The sequence below is a fragment of the Falsirhodobacter sp. alg1 genome (assembly GCF_000739715.2).
Taxonomy (GTDB): Bacteria; Pseudomonadota; Alphaproteobacteria; order Rhodobacterales; family Rhodobacteraceae; genus Falsirhodobacter.
Genome location: NZ_BBJC02000004.1, coordinates 266,471 through 283,805 on the forward strand (window position 1 = coordinate 266,471; position 17,335 = coordinate 283,805).

Annotated in this window: 15 protein-coding genes and 1 other RNA gene; 8 read left to right on the forward strand and 8 right to left on the reverse strand. The window is 62.1% G+C overall.

Annotated elements, in window-relative coordinates; genetic code table 11:
* The first annotated feature begins 4 nt into the window (after positions 1–4).
* The 3 genes from TR36_RS09730 (at position 5) to TR36_RS09740 (ending at position 5,064) form a co-directional block, all read left to right on the forward strand.
* Positions 5–1,333 carry a sigma-54 dependent transcriptional regulator gene (locus TR36_RS09730; protein WP_062763101.1) on the forward strand — a complete coding sequence of 443 codons (1,329 nt, stop codon included), beginning with the start codon at positions 5–7 and terminating at the stop codon, positions 1,331–1,333.
* 429 nt (positions 1,334–1,762) lie between these two features.
* The gene (locus TR36_RS09735; protein WP_045391967.1) at positions 1,763–4,204 is read left to right on the forward strand and encodes a ribonuclease E/G; all 2,442 of its coding nucleotides are present in this window, start codon (positions 1,763–1,765) and stop codon (positions 4,202–4,204) included.
* A gap of 113 nt (positions 4,205–4,317) precedes the next feature.
* Positions 4,318–5,064 (forward strand): cytochrome c biogenesis CcdA family protein, encoded by a 747-nt coding sequence (locus TR36_RS09740; RefSeq protein WP_045391275.1) that lies wholly within the window; start codon positions 4,318–4,320, stop codon positions 5,062–5,064.
* Between the two features lie 4 nt (positions 5,065–5,068).
* Here TR36_RS09740 and TR36_RS09745 read toward each other — a convergent pair whose 3' ends face one another.
* From TR36_RS09745 to TR36_RS09765, 6 genes are all read right to left on the reverse strand, one after another.
* Positions 5,069–5,281, reverse strand: coding sequence for a ribbon-helix-helix domain-containing protein (locus tag TR36_RS09745; RefSeq protein WP_045391273.1), 213 nt, complete (start codon positions 5,279–5,281; stop codon positions 5,069–5,071).
* On the reverse strand, positions 5,278–5,451 hold the full coding sequence (locus TR36_RS14775) for a DUF4169 family protein (protein WP_067397926.1): 174 nt from the start codon (positions 5,449–5,451) through the stop codon (positions 5,278–5,280). Before TR36_RS14775 ends, TR36_RS09745 begins: the two co-directional genes overlap by 4 nt.
* On the reverse strand, positions 5,451–6,845 hold the full coding sequence (fumC, locus tag TR36_RS09750) for a class II fumarate hydratase (protein ID WP_062763103.1): 1,395 nt from the start codon (positions 6,843–6,845) through the stop codon (positions 5,451–5,453). The genes TR36_RS14775 and fumC overlap by 1 nt, the downstream gene beginning before the upstream one ends.
* An 85-nt stretch (positions 6,846–6,930) precedes the next feature.
* A complete protein-coding gene (locus tag TR36_RS09755; protein WP_062763105.1) occupies positions 6,931–7,392 on the reverse strand; it encodes an SspB family protein in 462 nt (153 codons plus the stop codon).
* 62 nt (positions 7,393–7,454) lie between these two features.
* Positions 7,455–7,809: a transfer-messenger RNA gene (gene ssrA, locus TR36_RS09760) on the reverse strand.
* A 9-nt stretch (positions 7,810–7,818) separates the two neighbouring features.
* A complete protein-coding gene (locus TR36_RS09765) occupies positions 7,819–8,868 on the reverse strand; it encodes a PotD/PotF family extracellular solute-binding protein (protein ID WP_045391263.1) in 1,050 nt (349 codons plus the stop codon).
* Positions 8,869–9,016: 148 nt separating this feature from the next.
* Here TR36_RS09765 and TR36_RS09770 point away from each other — a divergent pair, with 148 nt between their 5' ends.
* From TR36_RS09770 to TR36_RS09780, 3 genes are all read left to right on the forward strand, one after another.
* Complete coding sequence (locus tag TR36_RS09770; protein ID WP_062763110.1) at positions 9,017–9,985, forward strand: MDR family oxidoreductase; 969 nt, start codon at positions 9,017–9,019, stop codon at positions 9,983–9,985.
* Positions 9,982–11,391 carry a deoxyribodipyrimidine photo-lyase gene (locus TR36_RS09775; RefSeq protein ID WP_062763112.1) on the forward strand — a complete coding sequence of 470 codons (1,410 nt, stop codon included), beginning with the start codon at positions 9,982–9,984 and terminating at the stop codon, positions 11,389–11,391. Before TR36_RS09770 ends, TR36_RS09775 begins: the two co-directional genes overlap by 4 nt.
* A gap of 75 nt (positions 11,392–11,466) precedes the next feature.
* The gene (locus tag TR36_RS09780; protein WP_052362615.1) at positions 11,467–12,288 is read left to right on the forward strand and encodes an NUDIX domain-containing protein; all 822 of its coding nucleotides are present in this window, start codon (positions 11,467–11,469) and stop codon (positions 12,286–12,288) included.
* Here TR36_RS09780 and thrS read toward each other — a convergent pair.
* Positions 12,285–14,225, reverse strand: coding sequence for a threonine--tRNA ligase (gene thrS / locus TR36_RS09785; protein WP_062763114.1), 1,941 nt, complete (start codon positions 14,223–14,225; stop codon positions 12,285–12,287). The two genes, TR36_RS09780 and thrS, sit on opposite strands and share 4 nt — an antisense overlap.
* A gap of 131 nt (positions 14,226–14,356) precedes the next feature.
* Between thrS and TR36_RS09790 the strand changes: the two genes are divergently transcribed.
* Both TR36_RS09790 and TR36_RS09795 read left to right on the forward strand, forming a co-directional pair.
* The gene (locus tag TR36_RS09790; protein WP_062763116.1) at positions 14,357–15,085 is read left to right on the forward strand and encodes a carboxylesterase; all 729 of its coding nucleotides are present in this window, start codon (positions 14,357–14,359) and stop codon (positions 15,083–15,085) included.
* A complete protein-coding gene (locus TR36_RS09795) occupies positions 15,078–15,911 on the forward strand; it encodes a carboxylesterase (RefSeq protein ID WP_237763550.1) in 834 nt (277 codons plus the stop codon). The genes TR36_RS09790 and TR36_RS09795 overlap by 8 nt, the downstream gene beginning before the upstream one ends.
* Here TR36_RS09795 and rimO read toward each other — a convergent pair.
* Positions 15,908–17,299, reverse strand: coding sequence for a 30S ribosomal protein S12 methylthiotransferase RimO (rimO, locus tag TR36_RS09800; RefSeq protein WP_045391960.1), 1,392 nt, complete (start codon positions 17,297–17,299; stop codon positions 15,908–15,910). The genes TR36_RS09795 and rimO overlap by 4 nt on opposite strands.
* Between the last annotated feature and the right edge of the window lie 36 nt (positions 17,300–17,335).

Below are 17,335 nucleotides of genomic sequence, written 5' to 3' on the forward strand. Positions count from 1 at the left end.
CTGAATGGCTCGGGCGATGAAAGTTGCGATTGTCGATGACGAGGCAGATTTGCGACAATCCGTCAGTCAATGGCTGGCCCTTTCCGGCTTCGACACGGAAACCTACGCCTCTGCCGAAGAGGCGCTGAAGGCGATCGGTCCGGATTATCCAGGCATCGTGGTCAGCGATATCCGCATGCCGGGCATGGACGGGATGGCCCTGCTGAAACGCTTCATGAGCCTTGATAGCGGCCTGCCTGTCATCATGATCACCGGACATGGCGATGTTCCCATGGCGGTAGAGGCAATGCGCCTCGGAGCCTATGATTTTCTGGAAAAGCCGTTCAACCCCGACCGGATGACCGAGCTGGCCAAAAAGGCGACGCAGGCCCGCCGCATGACGCTGGACAACCGTGCCCTGCGCCGCGAGCTTGCCGATGGCAGCATGATCATGAAGAAGCTGATCGGCGCCTCGCCTGCGATGGAACGGCTGCGTGAGGATATTCTGGATCTGGGGCAGGCGGACAGCCATGTTCTGATCGATGGCGAAACAGGTACGGGCAAGACGCTTGTAGCCCATGCGCTGCATGCCGTGGGGCCGCGTGCGGGCAAGAAGTTCGTCACGATCTCTTGCGCGGCATGGACCGAGGACCAGCTTCAGGCGAAATTGTTCGGCCCGGTCGAGGAGGGCGGTCTGCCCCTCGTTGACGAGGCCCGTGGCGGAACCCTGTGCCTTGAGGATGTGGAGGCCCTGAGCCATCCGCTGCAATCCCGCCTTCTGACCCTTATCAATGATCAGGCTGTTCCCCCGGAAACGCGGATCATCGCCATCTGTAACCAGCATGCCCCCGATTCCACACTGGAGGATGTGCTGCGCCCCGATCTGTTCTATCGCCTTGGAGCAATGACGATCCTGTTGCCGCCCTTGCGGACGCGCGGAGAGGACATTCTGACCCTGTTCACGCGGATGTCCGAACAGTTTGCCGAGGAATATGGCTGCGAGGCTCCGCAGGTCACGGCACAGGAAGCGGCGCAGCTTTTGCAGGCCCCCTGGCCCGGAAACGTGCGCCAACTGGTGAACATCGCCGAGCGCGCCGTATTGCAGAACCGCCGCGGCTCCGGCTCCATCGCTTCGCTGCTCATGGCGGACAATGAGGCCTCCGGTCCTGCCCTGACAACCGAGGGCAAGCCGCTCAAGGATTATGTCGAGGCATTCGAGCGGATGCTGATTGACAATACGATGCGGCGCCACAAGGGCTCCATCGTCGGAGTGATGGAAGAGCTGTGTCTGCCACGCCGGACTCTGAACGAGAAAATGGCCAAATACAGCCTGCAACGGGCCGATTACGTCTGAGGATTTCCGGAGCGTGGCCCCCACGCTCCGGACAAGCCTGTGGAAAACAGCCATTGTATTTGCTGCAAACCTGCCATTAAGGTGGGGAAATGCATGTATGCGCCGAAAAGGGCCTACCGCATTGTTAAGTTTTGCCGCTCTTGCGGACCATGGGGGAAGCCCCGAGGCCGCGACGGGCGCATTTTTCGGCCGCAAGGCCACAGATGTTTGCCCGCTGTCCTGACCGATACCGGGCCTTTCACAAGGGCGCGGTTCGCGCCCGGGATAGAACCGCGATGGGCGAAGCAGAACGGACAGGACGCGAGAGGTGCTTGAACAGTGCCCCGTATCCGCACCGCTCTCCCCCCGTTGCCTTTGCAAGACGCCACCGCCAGACAGCAGCCCGTCCCCATGGGATCGGCCGCGTCTGTCCGGGCGCATCGGAAGACCATGGCCAAAAAAATGCTTATCGACGCAACGCACCCGGAGGAAACCCGGGTCGTTGTGGTGGACGGAAACAAGGTTGAAGAGTTCGACTTCGAGACGGTCAACAGACGCCAGATCTCGGGGAACATCTATCTGGCGAAGGTGACGCGGGTCGAGCCTTCGTTGCAGGCGGCCTTTGTCGATTACGGCGGCAACCGCCACGGTTTTCTGGCATTCGCCGAAATCCACCCCGATTACTACCAGATCCCCGTAGCAGACCGTCAGGCGCTGCTGGACGAAGAGCGGGCGATGGCCCGTGACGAGGAGGAGGAGCGGGCGCCCGTATCCTCCAATGCGGATGACGAGGATGAGGACGACAGTGACGACGAGATCGAATCCGTCGCCGAAGAGGACATGGCCGAAGAAATTCGCGCCCCGCGCAAGCCGCGTGCCCGTCGCTACAAGATTCAGGAAGTCGTGAAGGTCCGCCAGATCCTTCTGGTGCAGGTCGTCAAGGAAGAGCGTGGCACCAAGGGTGCGGCGCTGACCACCTACCTGAGCCTTGCCGGGCGTTATTGCGTCCTGATGCCGAACACGGCGCGGGGCGGCGGCATCAGCCGCAAGATCACGCAGGTGGCCGACCGCAAGAAACTGAAAGAGATCGCAAGCGAGATGCTGGTACCCGAAGGTGCCGGTCTGATCATCCGTACGGCGGGTGCAAAACGCACGAAGGCCGAAATCCGCCGCGATTACGAATATCTGATGCGCCTGTGGGAGCAGATCCGCGAGCTGACGATGAAATCCGTCGCTCCGGCCCCGATCTATGAAGAAGGCGACCTGATCAAACGGTCCATCCGTGACCTGTTCAACCGTGAGATCGACGAGGTTCTGGTCGAGGGCGAAGCAGGATTCCGGACCGCCAAGGACTTCATGCGGATGATCATGCCGCATCATGCGCGTCAGGTGATCCGCTACAATGATACGATGCCGCTGTTCGCCCGCTATCAGGTCGAAAGCTACCTGGGCGGGATGTTCAACCCGGTCGTGCAGCTCAAATCGGGTGGTTACATCGTGATCGGCGTGACCGAGGCGCTTGTGGCGATTGACGTGAACTCCGGACGGGCCACCAAGGAAGGCTCCATTGAGGATACGGCGCTGAAGACCAACCTTGAGGCCGCCGAAGAGGTTGCTCGCCAGTTGCGCCTGCGCGATCTGGCCGGGCTGATCGTGATCGACTTCATCGACATGGACGAGCGTCGGAACAACATCGCCGTCGAGAAGCGCATGAAAGAGCGGTTGAAAACCGATCGGGCGCGGATCCAGGTTGGTCGCATTTCCGGTTTCGGCCTGATGGAGATGAGCCGTCAGCGTCTGCACCCCGGAATGCTGGAATCAACCACGCAACCCTGTGCGCACTGCCACGGTACGGGCCTGATCCGTTCGGATGACAGCCTTGCCCTGCAAATCCTGCGTCAGCTGGAAGAGGAGGGGACGCGCAAACGTTCCAAGGAGGTGCTGTTGCGCGCACCTGTCGCGGTTGTGAACTTCCTGTTGAACAACAAGCGGGAGCACATCGCCCTGATCGAGGCGCGTTACGGTATGGCCGTTCGGATCGAGGCCGATCCGCATCTGGTTTCGCCGGATTACTCGATCGAGAAGTTCAAGACCGCGACCCGTATCGTTCCGGAAGCACCGTTGGTCGTGTCCGGTGATGCCTCCTTGATGGGGGATCTGATCGAGGACGAAGACGATCTTCCGCTGGAAGAGGATGAGCCGGATCACGTCGAAGCGGAGGTCGAGAATGACGCCGAAGCGGAAGCCGTAGAGGCCGAGGCAGAATCCGATGCGCCGGCCAAGAAGAAGCGTCGCCGTCGCCGTCGTCGTCGTGGCGGAAACGGCAATGATGCGAACACGGGGGAATCCACTCCGGAAACCGTGACGGCAGAGGATACTGCCGGTGGCGAGAGTGTGGCCGTCGAGGTCGCCGAAGCCCCGGTGGAGCCGCAGACGCCCGAGCCCGCACCCGTGGCTGAAACCGCCCCGGCAGTAGAAGAGCCTGCGCCGGAGCCCGAAGCCGAAGCGCCGAAACCGAAACGTGTGACACGCACGCGCCGGAAACCGGCAACCGAGGCACCGGCCGAGGCCGCTGCGGCAGAACCCGCAATGGCCGAAGAAGCACCGAAGCCGAAGCGCCGTCGCACATCGGCCAAGAAGACCGAAGAGGTTGCCGCGGCAGAAGAAGCTCCGGCACCGAAGCGCGCCCCGCGGACCCGCAAGAAGGCAGAGCCCGAGGCCGCGGCCGAAGAGGCGCCCAAGCCGAAACGGACGCGCCGCACGAAAGCGGAGCCTGCCGCGGTCGAGGAAAAGGCAGTGGAGGCCGCCGTACCGGCCCCTGAACCTGCTGCAACACCGGAACCGGCCACCGAGGAGGCGCCGAAGCGCCGCCGCGGTTGGTGGGCCAGCTGATCTGATAAAAGGGCGCCTTCGGGCGCCCTTTTTCATGGGCCACGTCAATGTGACGGTGCAGGAGGGGTGACCTGAGGCATAAATCTGGTATTCGGAGATCCGAAGGAGAGATCATGGCCGGATTTGAACTTTTAGATGCCGGGCTGCTGCCTGCGCTGATGATTGCCTTTGCCGCGGGCATCCTCAGCTTTCTGAGCCCCTGCGTCCTGCCGATCGTGCCGCCCTATCTGGCCTATATGGGCGGGATCAGCATGGCGGACATCCAGACCCAGCGTCGCCGTGCCATTCTTTTGCCTGCCCTGTTTTTCGTGCTGGGTCTCTCGACGGTCTTTCTGTTTCTTGGTCTGGCAGCCTCCGCGATCGGCGCAGCGCTGCTACAGTACCAGGGGATCATGACAAAGGTATCGGGCCTGGTCGTCATCGTATTCGGTCTGCATTTTCTGGGTGTATTCCGTATTTCGATGCTGGACCGGGATACGCGGCTTGATGCGGGGGATCGGGGTGGTTCGGCGATGGGGGCCTATATCCTCGGGCTGGCCTTTGCCTTCGGCTGGACACCGTGCATCGGCCCGCAACTGGGAACCATCCTGTCGCTCGCCGCTTCCGAGGGGAATGTGGCGCGTGGTACAATGCTGCTGGGGATCTATGCCTTGGGGCTGGGGTTGCCGTTTCTTCTGGCGGCGCTGTTCATTACCCGCGCCATGGGGCTGATGAATCGGCTGAAGCCCTGGATGGGCGTGATAGAGCGGGTGATGGGCGTGCTGCTGATTGCCGTGGGCGTTGCGCTGCTGACAGGCCTGTTCTCGGCACTGTCGTTCTTCCTTCTGGAAAATGTGCCGGTATTGGGGCGTCTGGGCTGATGCCCTAGCGTGCCTGATACCATTCCAGGACATACACGCGAATAGCCGATGCCAGACCCGCATCGCCGCGGATTGCATCTATTTCCGCGGCAAGCTGGTTGACGGGCTGGCCCCGTTCGCCAGCGATGCTGCGGAATGCACGCCAGAACTGGGGTTCCAGCGTCACCGATGTGCGGTGGCCGTGCAACGTCAGCGAATGCTTTTCCGGCCCGCTCATTCTTTCTTGTGGGAATCGAGGGTGCGATCGGCCTTGTCGGCTTCTGCCTGCTGGCGAAGGCGTTCGGCCTTGGTCCGGCCGAACTTCGTCGCATTGGCGTCAGCCTGCGCACGCGCCTTGGCGGTGTCACGCGCCTTGCGGGCGGTGCGCAGGTTGACGATGTTCGTCATCAGCCTTTGGGGCCGATCATGTCTTCGGGACGGACGACACGGTCGAATGTGTCACCATCCACAAGACCAAGCGCGATGGCTTCTTCGCGCAGTGTCGTGCCGTTCTTATGTGCAGTCTTGGCAACTTTCGTCGCGTTGTCATAGCCGATCGTCGGAGCCAGTGCCGTGACCAGCATCAACGATTCGCGCATCAGCTGGTCGATCCGCGTGGTGTTGGCCTTTGTGCCCACAACCATGTTGTCGGTGAACGACCCTGCGGCATCGCCCAAAAGCTGCATGGATTGCAGCACGTTGTACGACATCATCGGGTTGTACACGTTCAATTCGAAGTGCCCTTGCGAACCGGCAAAGCCGATTGCCGCATCATTGCCCATGACATGCGCGCAGACCATGGTCAGGGCTTCGGCCTGGGTCGGGTTCACCTTGCCGGGCATGATCGAGGAGCCGGGCTCGTTTTCCGGCAGGATCAGTTCACCAAGGCCCGAGCGGGGGCCGGAACCGAGCAGGCGCAGATCGTTGGCAATCTTGAACAGCGATGCCGCAACCGTTTTCAGCGCACCCGAGAACATGACCATCGCATCATGGGCGGCCAGTGCCTCGAACTTGTTGGGCGCGGTCACGAAAGGCAGATCGGTGATCGCGGCGATTTCAGCCGCAACACGTGTATCCCAGCCCACCCGCGTGTTCAGGCCGGTTCCGACGGCGGTACCGCCCTGTGCCAGTTCGTAGATGTCGGGCAGGCAGGCCTTGACCCGCTGGATGCCTTTTTCAACCTGCTTGGCATAGCCGGAGAATTCCTGCCCAAGCGTCAGCGGGGTGGCATCCTGCGTATGCGTCCGGCCGATCTTGATGATATCCTTGAATTCATCCGATTTTGCCGCCAGTGCCGCATGCAGCTTTTCAAGGCCGGGGATCAGTACGTCGCGGGCCATCATGCCGATGGCGACATGCATGGCCGTGGGGAACGTATCGTTCGAGGATTGGCCCATGTTGCAGTGATCGTTCGGGTGCACGGGCTTTTTCGAACCCATTGTGCCGCCCAGCATTTCGATCGCGCGGTTCGAGATGACCTCGTTCGCGTTCATGTTGGATTGCGTACCCGATCCCGTCTGCCAGACGACCAGCGGAAAGTTGTCGTCGAACTTGCCATCGATGACCTCGGTCGCGGCAGCGGCGATGGTATCCGCGATTTCGGCGTCCATATCGCCCTGCGCCTTGTTCACAAGGGCGCAGGCCTTCTTGATCACACCAAGGGCGCGAATGATCGCGACGGGCTGTTTTTCCCAGCCGATCGGAAAGTTCTGGATGGATCGCTGTGTCTGCGCGCCCCAGTATTTGTCGGCGGGAACTTCAAGCGGGCCGAAGCTGTCGGTCTCGGTACGGGTCGCGGTCATGACCATCCTCCTTCTATCTGCGCATGTTGATAGGACGGAGAAAGGGAGGGGTCAATCGGCAGGCCGGACCAACCGCCGTCTGCGATCAGTTTTTGCGGAACTGGTCCAGGCTGACGACCTGCGCGTTATGGGGGGGCTGGGGGTCGTCGGGGGGGAGGTCGTCTTCTTCCTCTTCCTCGTCGTCATCCTCGCCTTCCTGCGTTTCGAACCGCAGCCCGAATTCCACGGACGGATCGACGAAGGTGCGCAGGGCATCGAACGGAATGATCATCGGTTCGGGCTGGTTGCCGAAGTTGAGCGTGATCGTGAAGCCTTCGTCCGTTACCGTCAGGTTCTCGAACCAGTGCTGGATGACGATCGTCATTTCCTCGGGGTAGCGTGCGCGCAGCCAATCGGCGATCTGCACATCGGGATGCGTCGTATCGAAGGTGATGAAGAAATGGTGCGCCCCGGGCAAACCGTTCTGCCCGACATCCGTCAGGACATTCTGGATCAGCGACCGCATCGCGCGGTGCATCAGGTTTCCATAATCGATGCTGGTGGCCATACGCCTCTCCTTCGGTCTCAGGGTAGCATAAAGGCTACGTCACGGAAGGAAAGAGGGGAATAAGTGCAGGCTTCTGTTGCCAGGTGCCTGCGAACCCCGCCTTACGCGGCTAAGCGCAAGGACTTAAGTTTCGACAACTGGAACTGCTTACGCAGCAACAGCCATCGGAGCACGGTTGTCGTTTGCAACTGTACAAATCGGACCGATAACGGTGGTACCTCACCGAGCGAAAGCTGGCCCCTTTAGACGTTCGTCGATCCTGTTTCGACCCCATCCGCCCCAAACGAGGGAGTATTGGTGGAGTCGCCGGGTACCGCCCCCGGGTCCGATCCGCTTATTACGGGTGCGTTTATCGCCATAGTCCGGGCAAGCCCGAACACCCCCGATATAGGGCGGATCGGCCGGGCGGACAAGACCCGCCCTGTATCAGAATCCGGCTTTGATCTCCTCGAAGGTCTGGACCATGCGGTCCCGCATCCGGTTGTCGATCGGGGTCTGGGCCAGAAGGGTGGTATCCACCGGATCCAGGTAGGCCGCCTTCAGATCCTCATCCGATACCATCGCCATCCCTTCGTCATTCGTATGGGCATAGCCGATGTTGTCCACCAGTACCTGCGCGGATTGCGGTTCCAGCCAGGCGTTCATGAAGTCGTAGGCCTTGTCCTCGCTGCCGGGGCCGTCCTTGAAATTGACATAACCGCAGAAGAACGACGCGGCGCCCTCGGTCGTCTGGCGATTGAAGGCGATGGGATAATTGTCGGCCTGCATCAGGGCCACACCATCATTCCATGACCAGGCCACCTGCACCTGACCACCTGCCATCAGCTGCGTCAGCTCTGCCGGGTCGGCCCAATAGGCGACCACATTCGGATGCACGTCGCGCAGCCACTGGGCTGCTGCCTCGAATTGTTCCTCGGTGACATCGGACCAGTCGGAAACACCCGTCGCCAGATAGGCAAGTGACCAGATGTCATCGGCATTGTCGGGCAGGGAGATGCGGCCTGCATATTTCGGGTTCTTGAACACATCGAGGCTCTGGACATCCTCGGCCGGAACCGTTTCGGGGTTATAGGCAAGCGCGGTGTAGGCGTAATCGGTCGGGATGAACCAGACGCCCGTATCATCGGCGAAGATCGGCGAATTCTTGAAGCGGTCGGCAATCTTGTCATAGGCCGGAATGCGGCTGACGTCCCATGGCTCGATCAGGCCCGCATCGCGGTATTTTGAAACCATCTGCGAACAGGGGTGCCCGATATCCGCATGGAACCCCGAGGCGACCTTCTGGAATGCCTCGTCATCATCACCGAACAGGGAATAGACGGGCGCATCGCCATGGGCCTCCACATATCCCGCCACCAGTTCGGGAATGTCGAAACCTGCCCAGTCCAGCACGATCAGGTCACGGTCGGCGGCAAGGACGGGGGTGGCAAGGATCAGCGCGGTCGTGGCGCCCAGGAGGGTCTTGATCGGGGTCATGCGGCGGCTCCATCAGGAATAGCGGGGATAACCGATGCTATGCGGGGATGCCCCGTCGCCGCAAGATACGATTGCTGCAGGGAAATGCCCCCTCGACCTTCGTGGCAGGGCGGCTACATGTGGAGACGGAACGAAGAAAGGGCTACCGATGACCGAATTCCGCGCATTGCTCATGAATGGACCAGAAGGCGCGCAGCTGTGCACCCTGACCGAGGCCGATCTGCCCGAAGGTGATGTGACGGTCGCGGTGGAATATTCCTCGTTGAATTACAAGGACGGCATGGTCCTGATGGGGCAGGGCGGGCTGGCCAAGACCTATCCGCATGTGCCCGGGGTGGATCTGGCGGGCCGGGTGGCCGCCTCCGACGATCCGCGCTTTGCGGTCGGGGATCCCGTTATCCTGACAGGCTGGCATGTGGGAGAGCGGCATTGGGGCGGCTACGCGGGCCGCGCGCGGGTCAGGGGGGACTGGCTGGTCCATTTGCCCGACGGTCTCTCGCTCCGGGATGCGATGCTGATGGGCACGGCCGGGTTTACCGCGATGCAGGCGGTTGTGGCGATGGATCTGCCCCCGGAATCCGATGTGGTGGTGACGGGCGCCTCGGGCGGCGTCGGTTCCGTGGCTGTTGCGTTGCTGTCGGCCCTTGGCCACTGTGTGACGGCCATCAGCGGGCGCGATGCGAAATACCTGCAGGATCTGGGCGCGGCCGAGGTGATCGCGCGCAAGGACTGGATGGCCGAACGTGCACGGCCCCTGGCCCCCAAGCGGTGGGCAGGGGCGATCGATACCGTGGGCGGCGAGATGCTGGCCCGTGTGCTTTCGTCGATTGCCGATGAAGGGGCGGTTGCATCGGTCGGGCTGGCCGGCGGAACCGAGGCGACCGTATCGATGATGCCCTTCCTGTTGCGGGGGGTGAAACTGCTGGGGATCAACTCGGTCACCTGTCCGGCAGAGCAGCGCGCGCATATCTGGCGGCGCATCGCCACCGATATGCCGATGGCCCAAATGAAGGATGCGGTGACCGAGGTGGGTCTGGATGCCCTGACCGATCTGGCCCCCCGCATCCTGTCCGGAGAGGTGCGCGGCCGGACCATCGTCCGTTTGGGGGATGCATGAGCGCATCTCCGGTCATTCTATGGTTGCGGCGGGATCTGCGGCTCTCCGACAATCCCGCGCTGACGGCGGCACTGGAAACGGGGGCGCCGCTGATCCCCGTGTTCGTGCTGGACCCTGAAACGGAGGCGCTGGCTGCTGCGCCGAAATGGCGGTTGGGTCTGGCCATCGACTCCTTTGCCAAGACGCTGGCCACGCATGACAGCCGTCTGATTTTGCGTCGGGGGGCTGCGGACAGGGTGCTTTGTGATCTGGCGGCAGAAACAGGCGCACGAGAGGTGCACTGGACGACCCTGCACGACAAACCGTCGCGCGATCGGGACGCAAAGGTGGAGAAGGCATTGAAAAATGCTGATGTACGCGCCGTTGCGCACCACGGGCATACCCTGCACCATCCCGATGCAATCGCCACAAAGACGGGCGGATACTACAAGGTCTATACCCCGTTCTGGAATGCGCTGCGGGGTAAGGGGGTGGCGGCACCCGCCCCCTCGCACAGGGTCCTGCACGCGCCCTCTTCATGGCCCGCCTCGGACAAGCTGGCGGATTGGAATATGGGGGCTGCCATGCGGCGTGGCGCGGCGGTCGTTGCCCCCTATACGGTGGTTGGCGAGGCGGCTGCCGCCCATCGTTTCCGCGACTTCATGAAGCACCTGCCGGGCTATACCTCGGCGCGGGATGACATGGGCCATCGTGGCACCTCCGGCCTGTCGGAAAACCTGACCTATGGCGAAATCGGCCCCCGCACCCTGTGGCACGCCGGGATGGAGGCGCTGCATAACGGGACGAAGGGGGCCGAACTGTTCCTGAAAGAGCTGGCCTGGCGTGATTTTGCCCATCATTTGATCTGGCACACCCCGCATCTGCCCGACCGGCCGTGGCGGGAGGAGTGGAATGATTTTGCGTGGCGCCGTGACAATGCCGATGCCGAAGCATGGCGCCAAGGCCGCACTGGAGAGCCTATCGTGGATGCTGCCATGCGCGAGCTGTTTATCACGGGCACCATGCACAACCGGGCGCGGATGATCGTTGCCAGTTATCTGACCAAGCATCTGCTGGTGGATTGGCGCGTGGGCCTGAAGTGGTTCGAGGAGACGCTGATCGACTGGGACCCTGCCTCCAACGCGCTGAACTGGCAGTGGGTGGCCGGATCGGGGCCGGACGCCTCGCCGTATTTCCGGGTTTTCAATCCGGCGACACAGGCGGATAAATTCGACAAGAAAAAGGAATACCGGTCCCGCTGGCTGGCCGAAGGGGAGCGTTCCCCCGCAGAAGAGGCGTTGTCCTTTTATGACGCGGCCCCCCGTGCATGGGGGCTGGACCCGAAGGATAAACCGCCGACGCCCCTGATCGACCTCAAGGAAGGGCGGGAACGGGCGTTGCAAGCCTATGCCGATCTGCGCGGTTGATGGGGCACGCATATGACAAAGGGGCTGGGCCATGTGCCCGCCCGGTAGATGAGTTGTTCAACACCACGAGGGTTCATGACCGACCTGTTTCTGGATGATCCGGCGCGCCGCGCCTTTTTCGATGCAGCAACCGGCGGTGAGGTCGGGGATGATGCTGTGGGGCGGATACTGGCGCGGGACGTAATGGCCCTGATGGGGCAGCGCTCTCCCGAACAGATCCGTGCACGCCTGGGGCAGATGCGGGTGGCCGCTTCCAGTCGGGTCAATGCCATGGCGGCCCCTGTCTCATTGCGCCATGCCGCCATGCCGGGCGATGTGACCGAACACAGACGCATCCAGCCCTATGCCAATTATTTCGCGGTAGAGGAATACGACCTGACATTCCGCCGTTTTGACGGAAGCGAGAGTGCCGTTATCAATCGGGCGGTATTCCTGTCCGGTGATGCGGTGACCGTTCTGCCCTATGATCCGGTCCGGGACCGGGTACTGCTGATCGAACAGTTCCGGGCCGGCCCCTATGGGCGCGATGATGCCCAGCCGTGGCAACTGGAAGCGATTGCCGGCCGTATCGACGCGGACGAGACGCCTGAAGAGGCGGCAAGACGCGAGGCTGTGGAAGAAGCGGGGCTGACCTTGGGTGCGCTGGAATATGTGGGCGGTTATTATCCGTCCCCGGCGGCCAAGGCCGAATTCATCACGTCCTATGTGGCCCTGACGGACCTGCCGGATGATGCGGCGGGTGTTTTCGGTGTGGCGGAGGAGGCCGAGGACATCCGCGGCCACCTGATTCCGTTCGACCGCATGATGGATCTGGTCGCAACGGGGGAAATCCAGAACGCGCCCCTTCTGATCACAGCGCTTTGGCTGCAACGCGAAAGGGCGCGCCTGCGGGCCTAGCGCGGGATTTTTGCTTCCGCGGTCAGCGTTTTCACGATCTCGGGCAGATCCACACTTTCGGTGCGGGTTTCGCCCAGTCTGCGTACGGATACGCTGCGATTACCGACCTCCTGCATGCCGACGGCGAGGATGACCGGCACCTTGCCGACCGAATGCTCGCGGACCTTGTAGTTGATCTTTTCATTCCGCAGGTCGGTTTCGGCGCGTACCCCGGCTGCACGCAGGGCTTCGGCAACCTCGCGCGCGTAATCATCGGCATCCGATACGATGGAGGCGACGACCACCTGCCGCGGGGCCAGCCAGAAAGGCAGCTTGCCGGCATAGTTTTCCAGCAGGATACCGATGAACCGCTCAAACGATCCCAGAACGGCGCGGTGCAGCATGACGGGCATGTGCTTGGCCCCGTCTTCGCCGATGAACAGCGCGTCCAGTCGGTCGGGCAGGTTGAAGTCGGCCTGAAGGGTACCGCACTGCCATTCACGGCCGATCGCATCCGTCAGCTTGAAATCCAGTTTCGGGCCGTAGAAGGCGCCGTCGCCGGGGTTCACCTCATAGGGGTAGCCCGCCTTTTCGATTGCACTGGCAAGGGCGGTTTCGGCCTTGTCCCAGATCTCGTCCGAGCCGACGCGCACATCGGGACGTGTGGACAATTTGATATCGAATTTGGCAAAGCCGAGGTCACGGTAAACCGTTGACAGAAGCTCGAGGAATCGTGCCGTTTCGGATTCGATCTGGTCTTCGGTACAGAAGATATGGGCATCATCCTGCACGAAGCCGCGCACCCGCATCAGCCCGTGCATGGACCCCGAGGATTCGTAACGGTGGCATGAGCCGAATTCGGCCAGACGCAGCGGCAGATCACGATAGGATTTCAGCCCCTGGTTATACACCTGCACGTGGCAGGGGCAGTTCATGGGCTTCAGCGCATTGATGCGCTTTTCCTTGGCACCTTCCTCGTCCACCTCGACGATGAACATATTCTCGCGGTAGGCTTCCCAGTGGCCCGACCGTTCCCATAGAACACGGTCAACGACCTGCGGAGTGCGGATTTCCTTGTAGCCCCCATCGGTCAGCCGGCCCCGCATGTAATCTTCCAGCGTGCGGTAGATCTGCCAGCCGTTCGGATGCCAGAACACCATGCCCGGTGCTTCCTCCTGCATGTGGAACAGTTCCATCTCGCGGCCCAGCTTGCGGTGGTCGCGTTTGGCAGCCTCTTCCAGCATGGTCAGATGGGCCTTCAGATCCTCGCGGTTCTTGAAGGCGACGCCGTAGATGCGTTGGAGCATGGGGCGGGTGCTGTCGCCCAGCCAGTAGGCCCCGGCAACGGTGGTCAGCTTGAACGCATCGGCCGGAAGCTGTCCGGTGTTCTGCAAGTGCGGGCCCCGGCAGAGGTCCATCCAGTCACCATGCCAGTACATGCGGATCGGCTCGTCGCCCGGAATACGGTCCAGCAGCTCCACCTTGAACGGCTCACCCGCGGCTTCGTAATGGGCGCGGACACGCTCACGCTCCCACACCTCGGTTCTGACCGGATCACGGGCATTGATGATATGCTTCATCTTTGCCTCGATCTGGCCGAGGTCTTCGGGGGTAAACGGCTCGGCGCGGTCGAAATCATAGAACCAGCCCTGATCGCGAACCGGACCGATGGTGACCTTCACATCCGGCCACAGCTCCTGCACCGCCCGCGCCATGACATGCGCGAAATCATGGCGGATCAGTTCCAATGCCTGATCGTTATCCTGCATGGTGTGGATCGCCAGCGTCGCATCCCCGTCAATCGGCCATTGCAGATCGTGATGGGCGCCATTGACCGTGGCCGAGATTGCCTTTTTCCCGAGGCTTGTGGAAATGGCGGATGCCACCTCGCCCGGCGTGGTGCCTGCGGGAAATTCGCGGCTGTTGCCATCGGGGAAGGTGAGGGTGATCTGGGCCATTCAGGGCCTCCTCGTCGGTTTGGCGCCCACGGAGCGCCCGATTGCGGGTTATATGCGGGTGGTTGTCATGGGGTGGGGCTGGAAAGTCAACCTGTCGCCGCGCTATGTCTGTATTCCAAAAGGAGACGCCCATGACCGATCACCTGACCACGCCCGAAGGCCGCCGTATTGCCTATGACCTTATCCCCGGTACCGGACCGGCGGTTGTCTTTCTGGGGGGCTTCAGGTCCGACATGCAGGGAACCAAGGCGGCGGATCTGCATGACTGGGCCGTATCGCAGGGGCGGGCGTTCCTGCGCTTCGATTATTCGGGGCATGGCATGTCCGAAGGGCTGTTCGAGAATGGTGCCATCGGTGATTGGCTGGCGGATGCGCGGGCGGCCCTGTCACTGGTAACGGGGCCGGTGGTGCTGGTCGGATCCTCGATGGGGGGGTGGATCGCGCTGTTGCTGGCCCAGGAAATGCCGCAGCGGATTGCGGGGCTGGTCGGCATCGCCGCCGCCCCGGATTTTACCGAAGATCTGATGTGGGAAAGTTTTGACGAGACGCAGCGCGCGCAGGTCATGGCAGGCATGTGCCCGCTTCCCTCGGGCTATGGTGAGCCGGTGCCGATCACCCGCCGCCTGATCGAGGATGGCCGGAACCGGCTGGTTTTGCGCGATCCACTGGCCCTGCCGTTTCCGGTGCGCCTGTTGCAGGGAACGGCGGATGCGGATGTTCCGGTGTCGGTTGCGATGCGGCTGCTGGACCATGCCGATGCGGCAGATGCGCGTCTGACATTGGTCAAAGGGGCGGATCACCGGTTTTCCACGCCTGAATGCCTGGCATTGATCCGGCAGACCGTGGCCGATGTTGCCTGATCTGGACGCATGGCTGGCCGCGCAGGAGGGGGGCATTCCCGATCTGCGTGCCGGTGATGCCAAGGAGATTGTCTGGGCGGCCGAGCGGGGGGCGGTTACGGATATTGCGCTGATCTACCTCCACGGTTTTTCGGCAACCAAATGGGAAATCGACCCTGTTCATCGCCATGTTGCCGCAAAATTGGGGGCCAACCTGTTTCTGGCACGCCTGGCCGGGCACGGCCGCAGTGCCGCAGCGATGGGAACGGTAAAGCTGGCCGATTGGCAGGCCGATCTGGCCGAGGCGATGGCGATTGCCCGGCAGATCGGGCGGCGTGTCGTGATTATCGGCACCTCTACCGGTGGAACGCTGGCTACACTGGCGGCGGCACGGCAGGACGTGGCGGGGGTGGTGCTGGTTTCACCGAACTATGCATTGAACCGTTATGTAAACTGGTTGTTTGCCTTGCCCGGCATCCGCGCATGGGGGCCGCGCATTGCCGGAAAGGAACGTGGCTTCACTGCACTGAGCGTGGCCCATGCCGCCCATTGGACCACCCGCTACCCCACATCGGCCCTTTGGCCAATGATCGAGCTGATGCGCGTGGCTGATCCCGCTGCGGCGCGTGCCCCTGCGCTGTTCCTGTGGTCAAAGGCGGACCGTGTGATAGACCCGCGCGCTGTCGAACAGGCAGCAATGAAATGGGGTGGGGCGGTCACGCGCCAGCCGGTAACATTGGGGCAAAGGGATGATCCGTTCCGCCATATCCTGTGCGGAGATATCCTGTCGCCGGATCAGACCGAACGGGTGACCGGTCTGATCGCCGCTTGGATCGGGCAGCTTTAGATACGGCTGCCCCAAAGGTCGTATTCGCTGGCCTCATCCACCCGGATGTTAAGCATATCGCCGGGCTTCAGATCCTCGAATCCCTGATCGATGAACAGGTTTCCGTCGATTTCCGGCGCATCTGCCTTCGTGCGGCAGGTGGCCCCTTCGGCATCCACCTCATCCACGATGACCTGCTGGATGGAGCCGACCTTGGCCTCCAGTTTTGCCTCGGAAATGGCCTGCGCCTTTTCCATGAACCGGTCCCAGCGGTCCTGCTTCACTTCGGCAGGAACATGGTCCGGCAGCAGGTTGGAGCGTGCGCCCGCCACATTCTCGTATTGGAAGCAGCCGACACGGTCCAGCTTTGCCTCATCCAGCCAGTCCAGAAGCGTCTGGAACTCTTCTTCCGTTTCGCCGGGATATCCGACGATGAAGGTCGAACGCAGGGTGATATCGGGGCAGGCTGCGCGCCATGCCGCAATTTCATCCAGCGTTCTGGCTGCTGCTGCAGGGCGGGCCATCCGGCGCAGGGTGTCGGGATGCGCGTGCTGGAACGGAATATCCAGATACGGCAGCACCAGCCCCTCGGCCATGAGCGGAATCAGGTTGCGCACATGCGGATAGGGATAGACATAGTGCAGGCGCACCCAGGCCCCGAGCTTCCCCAGTTCTCTGGCCAGATCGGTGATATGCGCGCGCACTTCGGCGCCTTTCCAGGGGGCCATGTCATGCTTGCGGTCCACGCCATAGGCAGAGGTATCCTGCGAGATGACCAGCAGTTCCTTCACCCCGGCGTCCACCAGCTTTTCCGCTTCGCGCAATACGGCATGGGCCGGGCGGCTGGCCAGTTTGCCGCGCATGTCGGGAATGATGCAGAACTTGCACGCGTGGTTGCAGCCTTCGGAGATTTTCAGATAGCTGTAATGACGCGGGGTCAGGCTGACGCTTTGGGCGGGCAGCAGATCGATGAAGGGATCGGGCACGGGCGGCACGGCCTTGTGCACGGCATCCAGCACCGCCTCGTACTGGTGGGGACCGGTGACGGCCATCACCTTGGGGTGCGCCCCCGTGATGTATTCCGGCTCTGCCCCGAGGCAGCCGGTGACCAGAACCTTGCCATTCTCGCGCAATGCCTCGCCGATCGCATCAAGGCTTTCGGCCTTGGCGCTATCGAGGAAACCGCAGGTATTCACGATGACCGCATCGGCCCCCTTGTAATCGGGGCTGATCGCATATCCCTCTGCCCGCAGGCGGGTCAGGATGCGTTCGCTGTCCACCAGCGCCTTCGGACAGCCAAGGCTGACCATACCAATGGTTGGCTGGCCCGCGCGACGGGCTGGATCAATCACGATCTTGGGGGCAAGATCGGGGCGGAGTGAGGGCGGATTCTGGCTCATGCCGCCCATATAGCGATGCATGGGCGCGCGCGGAAGGGGCCGCGT